The 13,420-nt window shown below is 69.1% G+C and carries 15 protein-coding genes; 6 read left to right on the forward strand and 9 right to left on the reverse strand.

All coding sequences use genetic code 11. The features are described 5' to 3' along the window. Positions 1-58: 58 nt before the first annotated feature. From OX958_RS34645 to OX958_RS34665, 5 genes are all read right to left on the reverse strand, one after another. Positions 59-571, reverse strand: coding sequence for a hypothetical protein (locus OX958_RS34645; RefSeq protein ID WP_270134612.1), 513 nt, complete (start codon positions 569-571; stop codon positions 59-61). Next, a complete protein-coding gene (locus tag OX958_RS34650; RefSeq protein ID WP_270134614.1) occupies positions 522-1,061 on the reverse strand; it encodes a hypothetical protein in 540 nt (179 codons plus the stop codon). Before OX958_RS34650 ends, OX958_RS34645 begins: the two co-directional genes overlap by 50 nt. Further along, complete coding sequence (locus tag OX958_RS34655; RefSeq protein ID WP_270134615.1) at positions 1,058-1,474, reverse strand: hypothetical protein; 417 nt, start codon at positions 1,472-1,474, stop codon at positions 1,058-1,060. The genes OX958_RS34650 and OX958_RS34655 overlap by 4 nt, the downstream gene beginning before the upstream one ends. Positions 1,475-1,858: 384 nt before the next feature. Next, a complete protein-coding gene (locus OX958_RS34660; RefSeq protein WP_270134616.1) occupies positions 1,859-2,272 on the reverse strand; it encodes a hypothetical protein in 414 nt (137 codons plus the stop codon). A 43-nt stretch (positions 2,273-2,315) separates the two neighbouring features. Then, a complete protein-coding gene (locus tag OX958_RS34665; protein WP_270134618.1) occupies positions 2,316-3,386 on the reverse strand; it encodes a LacI family DNA-binding transcriptional regulator in 1,071 nt (356 codons plus the stop codon). Positions 3,387-3,465: 79 nt separating this feature from the next. On the opposite strand from OX958_RS34665, the gene OX958_RS34670 reads away from it, so the two are divergent. The 3 genes from OX958_RS34670 to OX958_RS34680 all read left to right on the forward strand — a co-directional run bounded on the left by OX958_RS34670 (position 3,466) and on the right by OX958_RS34680 (position 8,212). Beyond that, positions 3,466-4,101 (forward strand): DUF624 domain-containing protein, encoded by a 636-nt coding sequence (locus OX958_RS34670; RefSeq protein WP_270134620.1) that lies wholly within the window; start codon positions 3,466-3,468, stop codon positions 4,099-4,101. A gap of 56 nt (positions 4,102-4,157) precedes the next feature. Beyond that, positions 4,158-5,606 carry a DHA2 family efflux MFS transporter permease subunit gene (locus OX958_RS34675; protein WP_270134622.1) on the forward strand — a complete coding sequence of 483 codons (1,449 nt, stop codon included), beginning with the start codon at positions 4,158-4,160 and terminating at the stop codon, positions 5,604-5,606. A 134-nt stretch (positions 5,607-5,740) separates the two neighbouring features. After that, complete coding sequence (locus tag OX958_RS34680) at positions 5,741-8,212, forward strand: Tex family protein (protein WP_270134624.1); 2,472 nt, start codon at positions 5,741-5,743, stop codon at positions 8,210-8,212. A gap of 430 nt (positions 8,213-8,642) precedes the next feature. On the opposite strand, the gene OX958_RS34685 is transcribed toward OX958_RS34680, so the two are convergent. Then, positions 8,643-9,419 carry a GNAT family N-acetyltransferase gene (locus OX958_RS34685; RefSeq protein ID WP_270134625.1) on the reverse strand — a complete coding sequence of 259 codons (777 nt, stop codon included), beginning with the start codon at positions 9,417-9,419 and terminating at the stop codon, positions 8,643-8,645. A gap of 135 nt (positions 9,420-9,554) precedes the next feature. Next, complete coding sequence (locus tag OX958_RS34690) at positions 9,555-9,728, reverse strand: hypothetical protein (protein ID WP_270134627.1); 174 nt, start codon at positions 9,726-9,728, stop codon at positions 9,555-9,557. A gap of 454 nt (positions 9,729-10,182) precedes the next feature. Between OX958_RS34690 and OX958_RS34695 the strand changes: the two genes are divergently transcribed. Next, positions 10,183-10,383, forward strand: a complete 201-nt coding sequence (locus tag OX958_RS34695; RefSeq protein WP_270134628.1) for a hypothetical protein — start codon at positions 10,183-10,185, stop codon at positions 10,381-10,383. Next, positions 10,380-10,694, forward strand: a complete 315-nt coding sequence (locus OX958_RS34700) for a hypothetical protein (protein WP_270134629.1) — start codon at positions 10,380-10,382, stop codon at positions 10,692-10,694. Before OX958_RS34695 ends, OX958_RS34700 begins: the two co-directional genes overlap by 4 nt. A 159-nt stretch (positions 10,695-10,853) precedes the next feature. Here the strand turns inward: OX958_RS34700 and OX958_RS34705 are convergent, their stop codons facing one another. After that, positions 10,854-11,612 carry a hypothetical protein gene (locus OX958_RS34705; protein WP_270134630.1) on the reverse strand — a complete coding sequence of 253 codons (759 nt, stop codon included), beginning with the start codon at positions 11,610-11,612 and terminating at the stop codon, positions 10,854-10,856. Between the two features lie 437 nt (positions 11,613-12,049). Here OX958_RS34705 and OX958_RS34710 point away from each other — a divergent pair, with 437 nt between their 5' ends. Continuing rightward, entirely contained in the window at positions 12,050-12,565 is a 516-nt protein-coding gene (locus OX958_RS34710) for a GAF domain-containing protein (RefSeq protein ID WP_270134631.1), read from the forward strand. Positions 12,566-12,650: 85 nt separating this feature from the next. On the opposite strand, the gene OX958_RS34715 is transcribed toward OX958_RS34710, so the two are convergent. Beyond that, complete coding sequence (locus tag OX958_RS34715) at positions 12,651-13,412, reverse strand: oxidoreductase (RefSeq protein WP_270134633.1); 762 nt, start codon at positions 13,410-13,412, stop codon at positions 12,651-12,653. Positions 13,413-13,420: the final 8 nt, after the last annotated feature.

Genomic DNA, 13,420 nt, shown 5'->3' on the forward strand with positions numbered 1-13,420 from the left:
GAGTTCCACGCAGGTACTGCGGGGCTGGCGTAGTACTCGATCTCGCTGCTGTTGCCGCTCACTCACCGCGCTCAGGCCCCTGCCGCTCCTGGCCTGGTTGCGCGCCAACCCGCCTGGAGCCCTGCTCGCCGGTCGCCAATGGGCGGGCCGAAGACATCGGCGCCGCTCCGCTCACCCCTGCCCGCATGGCTTGCTGCAATTCCGCCGACTGCGCAGGCTGCTGCCCACCAGCTTCCTGCTGCTCACCGAACTGCGCGGCCTGCCCGCCCGACTCATGCAGCACTCGGCTTTCCTGCCCCTGCTCGGGCTTCTGCTCAGGCGCGGACTGAACACGCTCCGGCTTCTGCCTGCCCGGCACCGCCGGTCCATCGGTACTCTGCTGATGCTGCTGATGCTGCTCGGCCTGCTGCGAACGATCCTGGAGGAGTTGTGGCGCCGGCTGAGCCCACTGCCGCCGGATGGCCTGAATCTGCGCGTACCCCTCTCTGGCAGTCTCTCCACCGACCGTTCGCCGGTCCCGCTCAGATGCGGTCTGGCCGAGTTTGTCGATCTGCGCGAAGACGGGCCTCATCGCCTCGGCGATCCTGATAGACCGGTGTCGACCTGGCCTCCTTGATCCCCGGCGCGACCTGATCGAGGCCCAGCTCGTCGATGTAGTCGTTCAACCGTTGCTGGCTGTAGAGCTCGGTGACGCTCTCCTCAAGCTCTCTGACTCCGTCCAGATGGGCGAACGCGTACTGCGCCTGGGCGAGGTCTCCGCCCTCCGAGGCCAGCATGTGAACGTTCTCGTGGAGAACGATCTTCAGCGCGGACCGATAGCTGCCCAGGTCGGCGGGATCCTGGAGATGAACCCGGGAATTGCGGAACATCTCCTGCAGCGGTTCGTCGACCACCCGCGGGTTGTATCGGATCGAGTGATCCCACTCGGCCAGCCCGCCCACCTTGCTCTGACGGTCGATCTGCCCCAGTTGCCCGCTCCACGACGAGTGGTGTGCACCAGAGAGCTTGACCGCGGCTGCGGCCTGCTGCGCCATCAAGTCCCGGTAGTTGGTGACCTTCATCCCAGGTCGGATCGCAAGGCGCCGATCAGCATGTGAAGCGACTCGGTCAGGCCTGCGATCGAGTCGCTCTCGGCCGGATCTGCTGCTGCGACGATCCGTTCGATCTCCTCGATGCCCCGCTCCGCACGAGCGATGCGCTCGGCCGGAGTCCCCTCTTTCGACGTAGCGGCCTGGTAGGCAGCGAACGCTTCGCTTCTCGCGACGGACCTCGGCCGCGGCGTGTCGTCGCGGGTCACCAGGTCGTCGAGCATCGCGATGTCGTCCGCCGCATCCTGTCGGTCGGCAGGATCTTCGATGCCGTCAACCAACGCGCGAAGCCGATCGATCTCGGCCTGCAGCCCGGCGGTACTCAGACCTGCCTTCGATGCCTCCAGAACCTGCCGGTACTCCGCGTCGAACTGCTGGTAATTCATCAGCGACTCCCTGCCGGAGATGCGGATGCCACAGGTCGCAAGGCTTCGGCCGGCATGTACAAGGACTCGTTCAGCTCCAGGATCGCCGCCTGCTCGGCGGGGTCGGCGGCTTCCGCGATGCCTGCGATCTCCGCCGTCCCCGCCTCGAGTCAAGCGATCCGTTCAGCTGGCGTACCGGCAGCAGCGTCGGCTCGGGCGTGGGCGCGGACGGCCTCCACCATCGCGGGTGAGAGCGGCTCGGCGTCGTACTCGAGGACGCCTTGGAGGTCGGCGATGAGGTGCCCGGCCTCGGTCCGCTCCCGGTTGTCCTCAAGGTCGGTGGCGAGGACTTTTCGATCGAGTCGAGGATTCGCTGGTACTCGGTCTCGAACTGCTCGAAGGTCATCAGCGGCTCTCAGCCGACTCGAGGGACATGATCAGCATGTACAGGGGCTCGTTCAGGTCTAGGATGGCGGCTTGTTCGGCGGGGCCGGCAGTATCGGCTATTCGGCCGATCTCGATCGTTGCCGACTCAGCTCGGGCGATGCGTTCGGCTGGTGTGCCTGCATCGGCGCTGCCTCGGTCGTGGGCACGGACGGCGTTGACCATGGCCGGTGACAGTGGGGGTTCGTCGTCGTACGACAGAACGTCCCCGATCGTCGCGATCTGGTTTTCGGCCCTACGCCGGTCCTTCGGTGACTGGATCGCCGCGGCCATTGCCCTCAACTGCGCCAAGCTGGGCGCGAAGTGCGCCGCCGGCTGGCTCTCGATCGAGTCGAAGACCTGCTGGTACCGCGCCCGGAACTGCTCGTAGTCCATCGGGTCTCCTCCGTCACTTGTCGGATCCAAACCTAACCGCGGGTCAGACCCATTGCGGTGTGGGTAGGGCTCCGCAGGACGCGCGGATCTTCAACTCCGGCAGGAGGGTCAGGTGCTGGGTCGGGGTCGGGGGTGACTTGAGTTTGCGGAGGAGGAGTTCGCAGGCGGTTTCGCCGAGGGTGAGTTTCGGGGGGCAGACGGCGGTCAGGGGGATGACGGCGAGGGCGGCGGTTTCATCGTTGTAGGCGACGATGGCGAAGTCGTCGGGGATGCGCAGGCCGCGTTCCATCGCTCGTTCGGTCAGCCGGGCCGCGTGTTCGTCGGAGTGCACCAGCGCCGCGCGGGCGCCGAAGGATTCGCACTCGGCGAGAAAGGCGTCGTGCTGGGCGAGGGTGCCGGGGTCCTCGCCGCGGGCCGGCAGCGCGACCGGGGAGACGAAGAGCTCGACGCCGAGCGACTCGGCCGCCTTGGCGATTCCCTCGCGCAGCCAGTACGCCGTGACGCTGGCGTTCAGGTTGATCCCGATCTTGCGGTGCCCGAGCGAGACGAGATGCCGCAGCGCCAGCATCGCGCCGTACGCGTGATCGGTGCGGACGTGGTCGTACTCCCGCGGCGCGTCGGGGAAGCCGAACGCGCGCTCCATCAGCACCACCGGTACGTCGATCGCGGCCAGCGTCTTGCCGACCTCCGCCGCGCGGCCGTCGCCGAGGGCGGTGCTGAGCAGCAGGCCGGCCACCCCGATCCCGAGCACCTTCTCGAGACGCTCCTGCTCGACGGTCACGTCGTACCCGGAGACGCCCAGCACCAGGCGGGCGCCGTACCGCTCGGCCATCGCCTCGGCACCGCGGATCACGTCGGTGTAGTAGAAGGTCGAGCTCGGCACGATGATGCCGATGGTCAGCTGGCTGCCCTGGCTGCCGCGAACCGGCGCCGGAGTGATGCCGACCGCGCCGCCGTGCACGCGGCGCAGCAGTCCCGCCGTGTCCAGCTCGGCCAGGTCGCGGCGTACTGTGATCGCGGAAACGCCCAGCTCGGCCGCCAGGTCGGCGACCCGCAGCCGGCCGTGCCGGCGCAGACTGCGCAGGATCAGCTCGTGGCGTTCCGGTGCAAGCATGCGGGTCCTCCGGGGGCGGGGTTCCGGATCTGATTGTTTGTGATCATACGATCATGAGATCCGACGTGAAGGAGAAAGCGTGAGCGAGACCGGTGGAACCGGCCGGACCAACGCCGTGCTGTCCAGGCTGACGGTGATCGGCGACCTGCTCATGCTGCAGATCGTCTTCCTCGTCCTCAGCCTCGGCGTAGTCACGCTCTACCCCGCGGCGTTCGCCTTCCAGCGAGTGCTGCCGGACGCCCTCAGCCAGGACCATCCGCAGTTGCTGCGCCGCTTCTTCAAGCAGTTCAAGTGGGCCTTCCCGCGCTTCTGGCTGACCGGCCTCGCCCTGTACTTCGGCAGCATCGCGCTCGCGTTCGGCCTGCTGTTCTGGGCCAACGCGAACGGCGTGATCCGGATCGCCGCCCTGGCCGTGCTGATTCCGCTGACCGGGATGATCATCGGGCTCTACCTCAGCACGCTCGCCGTGCTCCCCACCGCGCCGGAGAACAGCACGTCGAAAAGCCTGTTCCGTGAAGCCAACCTGTTCCTGCTGCGGCGGTCACTGCCGGTGGCCGGCGGCGTGATCGCGCTGTTCACCTGGTTCGCGCTGGTCTCCCAGCTACCCACCCTGTTCGCGGTCGGTTCCGGCCTGGTCCCGGCGCTGATCGGCTACTGGATCGCCCGCACCCGGACCCAGCCGCAGAAAAAGGGTTCTTCCGACGTGTCAATCTGAGCTCCGCTGGTTCGACGTAGAGGTGTAGGACCTCACCGGACCAGAAGGAGCAACTGATGCACGCGACGACCGACACCCTGGCGACGACGCCGGCCACCCAGGGCGGCCGCTCGCGCTGGCCGGCCCTCTACGTGCTCTGCGCCGGCATGCTGATGATCGTCCTCGACGTCACCATCGTGAACGTGGCGCTGCCGGCCATCCAGGACGATCTGGGCTTCACCAGTTCGAGTCTCGCCTGGGTGGTCAACGCGTACCTGATCGCCTTCGGCGGCCTGCTCCTGCTGGCCGGCCGGCTCGGGGATCTGCTCGGCCGGCGCACCGTCTTCGTGGCCGGCCTGGTGGTCTTCACCGTCGCCTCGGTGCTGTGCGGTCTCGCCAACTCGGCGGAGGCGCTGGTCGTGGCGCGCTTCCTGCAAGGGGTCGGCGGCGCGCTCACCTCGGCCGTCATCCTGGGCATGATCGTCACGCTGTTCCCCGAACCGCGGGAACGGGCCAAGGCGATCGGCGTCTACGCCTTCGTCGCCTCGGCCGGCGGCTCGATCGGGCTGCTCGCCGGCGGCGCGCTGACGCAGGCGATCAGCTGGCACTGGATCTTCTTCGTCAACCTGCCGATCGGCATCGTGGCCGTGCTGCTGGCGGTGAAGCTGATCGAGAAGGATCAGGGCATCGGGTTCGGCCGCGGCACCGACGTACCGGGTGCGGTGCTGATCACGGCGGCGCTGATGGTCGGCGTGTTCACGATCGTGAAGCCGGCCGCGGAACTGGGCTGGACGGCGCCGCGAACGATCGTGCTGAGCATCCTCACGCTGACCCTGCTGGCCTGCTTCGTCGTTCGTGAGGCGACAGCCGCGAACCCGCTGGTACCGCTGCGGATCTTCCGGTCCCGCACGCTGACCGGCGCCAACCTGGTCCAGGCGCTGTCCAGCGCCGGGATGTTCGGCATCTTCTTCCTCGGTTCGCTCTACCTGCAACGCGTCCTCGGGTACGACGCGCTGGAGATCGGGCTCGCCTTCCTGCCGACGACCCTGGTGATGGGCCTGCTGTCGGTCCGGTACTCCGAGAAGCTGGTCATCCGGTTCGGGCCGCGCCGGCCGCTGATCGGCGGATTGTCGCTGATCGTCGTGGGACTGGCCCTGTTCACCCAGGCTCCGGTCGACGGCAAGTACTTCGTGCACGTGATGCCGGTGCTCTTCCTGCTCGGGCTCGGTGGCGGCATCTGCTTCCCGGCGCTGATGGGACTGTCGATGGCCGACGTGAAGTCCGAGGACGCCGGTCTCGCCTCCGGCCTGATCGGCACGACGGCCGAGGTCGGGGCCGCGCTGGGGCTGGCCGTGCTGGCGACGCTGGCGGCGACCCGGACCGAGAGTCTGACGACCGCCGGTACGCCGGTGCTCGACGCGCTGACCAGCGGCTTCCAGCTCTCCTTCGCGATCGCCGCCGTCCTGGTCGCCGTCGCGGTGGTGATCGCCTGCACGGTGATGCGGCCGGCGCGCGACGCCGCGTAGTACCGGATCGGGGCCGGTTGTCCACAGGGTGGGGGCGGTGGTCGAGTTCTGTCCGCGGGATAGGGAAGGATGTGCGATGCGGCGAGCGGGGCAGAATGTTCGCCTGTCATCGGATGTAGAGGGGATGCGGGACAGTGGCATTGCAGTCGATCGAGCAGAGGATCGCCGACGAACTCGAAGTGGGTGTCGGTCAGGTCCGGGCAACCGTCGCGCTGCTGGACGAGGGCTCGACGGTGCCGTTCATCGCGCGGTACCGCAAGGAGGTGACCGGCGAGCTCGACGACTCGCAGCTGCGCACCCTCGAGGAGCGCCTGCGGTACCTGCGCGAGCTGGAGGAACGCCGGGCGACCGTGCTCGAGTCGATCGAGAGTCAGGGCAAGCTCGACGACGCGCTGAAGGCGTCGATCCTGGCGGCGGAGACCAAGTCGCGGCTGGAGGACATCTACCTGCCGTTCAAGCCGAAGCGCCGGACCAAGGCGATGATCGCCCGCGAGGCCGGGCTGGAGCCGCTCGCGGACGGGCTGCTGGCCGACCCGAGCGTGCCGCCGCTGGCCGCCGCCTCGGTGTTCGTGAACGACCAGGTCAGCGATCCGCAGGCGGCGCTGGACGGCGCCCGGGCGATCCTGGTGGAGCGGTTCGCCGAGGACGCCGACCTGATCGGCGAGCTGCGGGAGCGGGTCTGGACGCGGGGCCGGCTGGCCTCGAAGGTGCGCGAGGGCAAGGAGACGGACGGGGCGAAGTTCTCCGACTACTTCGACTTCGACGAGCCGTTCACCAAGATGCCGTCGCACCGGATCCTGGCGATGTTCCGCGGTGAGAAGGAAGAAGTGCTGTCGCTGACCGTCGAGTCCGAGCCCGCGGGGGCCGAGACGGTCGACGGGCCGACGGAGTACGAGGCGACCATCGCCCGCAAGGTCGGGGTGGAGAACCAGGGCCGCCCGGCCGACCAGTGGCTAGTCGAGACGGTCCGCTGGGCCTGGCGGACCAAGATCCTGGTGCACCTCGGCATCGACCTGCGCACCCGGCTGCGGCAGGCCGCCGAGGACGAGGCGGTCCGCGTCTTCGCGGCGAACCTGCGCGACCTGCTGCTCGCGGCACCGGCCGGAACTCGCGCGACGATGGGGCTCGACCCGGGCTTCCGGACCGGCGTGAAGGTGGCCGTCGTCGACGCGACCGGCAAGGTCGTCTCGACCGGCGTGATCTACCCGCACGTCCCGCAGAACCAGTGGGACCGCTCGATCGCGACGCTGGCCGCGCTGGCCGCCGCGCACAAGGTCGACTTGATTGCCATCGGCAACGGCACGGCGTCCCGGGAGACCGACAAGCTGGCCGCCGAGCTGATCGCGAAGCACCCGGAGCTCAAGCTCACCAAGGCGGTCGTCTCGGAGGCGGGCGCTTCGGTGTACTCCGCGTCGGCGTTCGCCTCGGCCGAGCTGCCCGGGATGGACGTCACGCTGCGCGGCGCGGTCTCGATCGCCCGCCGGCTGCAGGACCCGCTGGCCGAGCTGGTGAAGATCGACCCGAAGTCGATCGGCGTCGGTCAGTACCAGCACGACCTGCCGGAGGCGTCGCTGTCCCGCTCGCTGGACGCGGTGGTCGAAGACGCGGTGAACGCGGTCGGCGTCGACCTCAACACGGCCTCCGCGCCGCTGCTGACCCGGGTCTCGGGGATCACCCAGGGGCTGGCCGACAACATCGTCATCCACCGCGACCAGAACGGGCCGTTCAAGTCGCGGTCCGCGCTGAAGGAGGTGCCGCGCCTCGGCCCGAAGGCGTTCGAGCAGGCGGCCGGCTTCCTCCGGATCCCCGACGGCGCCGACCCGCTCGACTCGTCGAGCGTGCACCCCGAGGCGTACCCGGTGGTGCGCCGGATCATCGACTCGACCGGCACCGACCTGAAGTCGCTGATCGGCTCGCCGGCGCTGAAGTCGCTGAAGGCCGCGGACTACGTCGACGACATGTTCGGGCTGCCGACGGTGACCGACATCCTGGCCGAGTTGGAGAAGCCCGGGCGCGACCCCCGGCCGGCCTTCAAGACCGCGACCTTCGCCGAGGGAGTCGAGAAGATCGGCGACCTGAAGCCCGGGATGCGGCTGGAGGGCCAGGTCACCAACGTGGCGGCCTTCGGCGCGTTCATCGACATCGGAGTACACCAGGACGGTCTGGCGCACGTGTCGGCGCTCTCGAAGAACTTCGTGAAGGACCCGCGCGAGGTGGTCAAGCCAGGCGACATCGTCAAGGTGAAGGTGCTCGAGGTCGACATCCCGCGCCAGCGCATCTCGCTGACACTGCGTCTGGACGACGAGGTCGGCGCGCCCACCTCCGGTGGCCGGTCGGGTGAGGGGCGTTCGGCCCGCTCCGGTGAAAACCGTGGTGGCGGTCGAGGTCCCGGTGACTCGGGTGGTGGTCGGGGCCCCGGTGGCTCAGGCGGTGGCGGTCGCGGTCCGGGTGGTTCCGGCGGTCGTGGTCCGGGTGGTGGCGCAGGCGGGCAGGGTAGAGGCGGTCAGGGCGGTCGTCCGGGCGGTTCTCAGCCGGCCAAGGACGTGCCCATGGACGAAGGCTCCCTCGCCGACGCGTTCCGCAAGGCAGGCTTCACCGTCCGCTGACCCCACCAACCAACAGAACAGCCGACACCCCCACGGTTTGCCGGTCGTTCCGCCGCCCCACCGAGTTCCCCTCCCCCGCAACACCCGACCCGCAGGAAACTAACCCCCGCGAGTGGAGAGTTCCCCCCTGTTAGAACCGGGGGGAACCCTTCGTTCGCAGGGGTAACTCTGGGTGCGTACGGCGGGGGCGGGCAGCGCGGGCAGCGCGGGCAGCGCGGGCAGCGCGGGCAGCGCGGCAGCACGGGCGGTGGGGGGCAGCGCGGCAGCACGGGCGGTGGGGGGCAGCGCGGCAGCACGGGCAGTGGGGGCAGCGCGAGCGGTGGGGGCAGCGCGGCAGCACGGGCAGTGGGGGCAGCGCGAGCGGTGGGGGCAGCGCGGGCAGCGCGGGCAGCGGCGGCAGCGCGGGCAGCGGGCGGTGGGTGGTGGGCGGTTAGCGCAGGTCGTTTAGGTGGCCGCCGGGGTCGCCTAGGTGGATTGCGGTGGCTTGGGGGGTGTAGCCGATGCGGCGGTAGATGCGGTCGGCGCCGTCGTCGCCGGGGGTGAGCCAGGCGAGGGTGGCGCCGCCGGTTTTGAAGGCCTGCTGGGTCGCGTACGCCGTTGCGAGTGCGCCCAGGCCCTGTCGGCGGTGGGAGTGCAGCGTGCCTACTCCGGCGACCTCGGTCACGCCGTCGGCGATGGCGGTCCACGCGGCAGTAGCGACCGGTGCGCCGTTCTGGCGGATCAGTACGCCGGCGCCGTTGGCGGGGTCGGGCTGGAACGGGTTTGCTGCGTCGTCGGTCTCGTAGGCGTCCGCGGCGACGGCATCCGCTTCGGCCTGCTCCTCGGGGGAGTTGATCACCGAGGCAGTGATGCCGTCGGGGAGCTCCGGGAGCCTGAGGTCTGCAGGCTCGACCACCAGCAGGGGTGGGCGGGAGACGATCGTCATACCGTTGGCGGCGAGTGCCTCGGCGAGACCGGGGCTGGCCTCCTCGATCAGTTCGGCGTGCAGCCAGCGTCCTTCGGCGGCGAAGGCCTTGCGGATCGTCTCCAGTGCCCAGGACACCTCTTCCGGGTCGAACGGTGTTCCCGGCTCGGCGGCGACCGCCACGGACAGGAACCAGACGTCCTCGTCGTGCAACATGCCGACCAGCGGGCCGGCCACGATCTGCCGCCGGGCCCGGGCCAAACCCTGCAATTGAGCGGACGCGATCCGCGCAGCAATCTCCACTCTCTCGACCCTAGCCGGAGGACCAACCAGAGGGCTCACCGAGCGCGGAGACGGCCGGAGTGGTCCAGCCCGCTCTCCAAGTAGCCTCCAGCCTCGTGACGAGTTTGCGGAACGGCGACTTCCGGCGGCTCCGGATCAGCCGGCCGCCCGAACGCTCATGCCGGCCATCGTGCGTACCGGCGAAGGGCTGGTCGCGGCGAACTCATTCACCGCCTGCTCCGGCAGCGTGATCCGGCTGGCCGCTCCACCACACGGCGCACTGCTGCCGGCCGGACCAGGAATCAAGTTCGTGCTCGCCGTGGACATCATCAGCTATTTGTTGTCAGCGGCAATCATCGCTCCGCCGTCCCACCGAACCATTCCGAAACCGCCTGATCTCGACGGCGATCCCCGCGAATTACGGTCTTGGCCAAAACCGCGGACCGGGCCGACGACTTCGAGCGGAGCCTGGCCGTGGTCGCTCCGTATTCGAATGAGTGCCCGCAGTTAGCAGGAAGTCCTACATTTGCGGCCGTGACGAAACCCTCCGGCGGTGCCCGAATCGTTATTGGCAAATTAGGGTAAACATTCTTGACAGGCCATAAAGGCACAGTGTTCCCGGAACCGCTCCCGCACCTTCTGACCAGCGAATTCACCGCGATGACAACACTGCGTAAGGCCTCTGTAAAGGTCCTTGTCGGTCTATTCCGGGGTGCGGCTTTATACGGTGTTCTTTCCTTATGCCCAGCGTCGGGCAGCCTCCTCGAGAACCGAAGGACCACCGATGACCGAGTCGATCGAGATTCCCGCCTCGCACCGCCGCGTGCGGGTCTGGTTCGGCGCCACCACGATCGCTGACCACACCGCGGACGTCGACCAGGCAGCGCAGTACGAAGAAGCCATGCGCCGCCGGTTCGCCTCCCTGCGCGTGACCAGCGAGCCCGTTCTCGTCGACGCGGTCGGCGTACCGGAGCTAGCGCGATGACCACCCGTCCGACGCTGCTCGGCTACGTCCGGGCCGACGCGCTCAGCTGCGCGGAGGAACTGGCCGCGGCCACGAACTCGCTCGCGGCGTTCGCCAGTGCCGAGGGATTCGCCCTCGGCACGGTGTACACCGAGCGCGACGCCGCCGAGTCCGCCGCGTTCCACGCGCTGCTGGACGAGGTGAAGCGGTCGGACGTCCGAGCGGTCGTCGTACCGACGCTCCAGCACCTCGGAACGGCCGGTGCCCCGGTCGGCATGCAGCGAGACCTCGAGTTCCACCAGGCGCACGTCTGGGCGGTCGACGCGAGATAACCCCACAGGCAAGCGGAGCCGACGTCTTGACCCCTGCATCGGCGTCGGTTCCGCTCTCCACCTCCACAGTCGCACCGGAGATGTTCGGGCGGTAGTGGACCAATCAAGGCCCCACCGGCTGCTACCGGTGGGGCCTTGTCGTTGCTCCCGCGGTTCGGGTCAGGCGGTGATCGTGTAGCCGTAGCGTTTCATCACGGTGGCAATGCCGTCGTTGAAGATGCCGGTCGGAGGCAGCCCGAACTTCAGTTCCACCTTTCGCAGTACGCGCTGGAAGTGCAGGTGCCACGAGACGCCGGCGGCCGGTACGGTCTCGGTCCCGGCGATCGCCCCGACCCTCGGATGCGCGGCCCAGGCGACGACCCGGGCCCGGTCGGCACCCCACGCTCCGGTCATCGCGTCGTGCGTCCGCGCATAGGCCATCGCGGCGAGCGAGATCGACGAGTCCGGTACGGCGGGCGGCTCCGGTGCCGGGTGCGCCTTGAGATAGAGCTCCCAGGTCATCGCGTAGAAACCGGGTGGGCCGTCGTCCGTGCCCCGGTTGGCCAGCCCGTTGCGTTTGCGCTTGTACTCCTGCACCTGGATCGCGGCACCTCGGGACAGGTCCTGGTCGCCGATCGCGATCGCGTGCACGTGGTACGGCCAGCGACCCTGCGCCGGTGTCCGGAGCCACGCGGCGAAGCCGACCTTGCGCAGGGCCAGCACGATCGCCCGGCGCTGGGCCGGACTCTGCTTGGCCACGTCGACGTCGACCGCGCCGCCACCGTCGTGCGTCCCGGCGGAGGCTTCCACGCCACCCTTGTTGTACGAGCCCTGGATGAACCTGAACTGCGACCGGTAGAGCTTCTCGGCCGCCACCAGCATCGCGACGGTCCGCCGGTTCAGCTGGGTCCGCCGCCAGACAATCCTTGCCTCAGGCATCTAATTGCCCGAGGATCAGCTCCGCGTCCTCGCCGGCCCCGAGCGCTTCCAGCTCGTCCAGCTCGGCCTCGGACAGCTCGTCGTCCTGAATCTCGTCGAAGACGTCCGTCATCGACCCCTCCCCCCTGTGACGCCCACGGCCACCCCCGGCCACGGAATCGTTGTTCAGGCTAGGTGCGGCCGGTGTCATCCGTCCACGGCGGCCGTTGTACGAGAAACGTCAAGTTTTCCGGATCGCCGGGTGTGAGCCACCGACGGTGGGGTACGAGTAGACAGTCCCGCGGTTCAGTCGGCCCCATTCGGGCATGGGTGGTGCTCACCGAGCCGCGAGTTCTCCCACTGAGGGGCGGGAGAACGACCGACGGCGGCGGGCGTACCCCACGGTGCGCCCGCCCCAGGTCGTCGGTTCCGCCGGACAGCGACCGAACGGACGACGGATGACCGACCCCGTGTACCGCGCACCGATCCCCGTGTACCGCGCGCCGATGCGATCCCGCCGCGACGACGTACCGGCCGGCCTGGCCGTGGAACGCGCACTGGATCTCGGCTGCTGCGGATTCGGCGGCCGCCTCGATCCTCCGCCCGCCGACCTCGCCGAGGCGCTCACCGCCACCGCCTTCACGTACGACGCCCGCACCGCCCGGCGGCTGCAGCGGTTCGCCGAGGTTCCGGTCGGCGCCTTCGTCTGGACTCGGGAACCAGACGGCCCGTACTACCTGGGCCGCCTTAAGGGCGGATGGCAGTACGACGCCTCACCCGCCGCAGCGGCCGCCGATCTCGTGCACGTCCGCCCGTGCGACTGGTCGCGGTCCCCGATCCCCGAGTCGGCGGTGCCCGGTGGGACTGTCCTCACCTTCGCGAGGGGCGGCCGGAACTTCCAGCGCACCAACGACGCGGCAACCGAGGTGGAGACGGCGCGCCTGTGGGCCGGCGTACCGAACGACAGGCAGTAGTGCCGATATCGTGGCCTGGCGGTGCTGCCGTGAGCGTGGCGCCAATGCGTGCGACGGACTACTTCCTGTCGGTAGGTACAACCAATCAGGCCGCCAGTCCTACTGAGGCACCGCCGTCCACCAGGAGCTGAGTGCCGGTGATCCATTCGGCCTGGTCGGAGACCAGGAAGGCGACGGCGGCGGCGATGTCGGTGGGGATGCCCGCTCGACCGAGCGGGGTTCCTGCGGTGATCGCTTCCACCGGGATGCCGGCCGCGTCGGCCAGATCCTGGCGGATCTTGTCGGCGCCCGGCGTGACGACGTTGCCCGGGATGACCACATTGAGCCGGACACCCTGAGGAGCCAACTCTGCGGCCAGGGTCTGGCTGTACTTCTCCAGGGCTGCTTTGGCGGCCGCATAGTGGGCCAGAGCCGGTACGACCTCGAGCGTGACGGCCGACGAGATGTTGACGATCGCGCCTCGCGCCGTCAGCAGACTCGGCAGCAAGCGAGAGGTCACCCGGACCGCGCTCAGGTAGGACAGGTCGAGCGAGCTCTGCCAGGCGTCGTCGGGGATGGAGCCGGCTCCTGCGGGATAGGCCTCGCTGGAGGCGGCGTTGTTGATCAGGATGTCGAGTTTGCCGTCGAAGTGCCTCAGCGTCTCTTCGCCGAGCCGGGTCGCGCCTTCCGGCGTACCGAGGTCGGCCTGGATGTAGTGAACGCCCGCGGGCAGGTTGTCGACCGGCGTCCGCGAGGTGGTGACGACGGTGGCACCACCGGCCAGCAGCCGGGCGACGATGCTCGCCCCGATGCCCCGGGTGCCACCGGTGACCAGAGCGTTCTTTCCTTGCAGCGAGTTATTGACCATACGGTCCA

It is taken from the genome of Kribbella sp. CA-293567, assembly GCF_027627575.1.
Lineage (GTDB): Bacteria > Actinomycetota > Actinomycetes > Propionibacteriales > Kribbellaceae > Kribbella.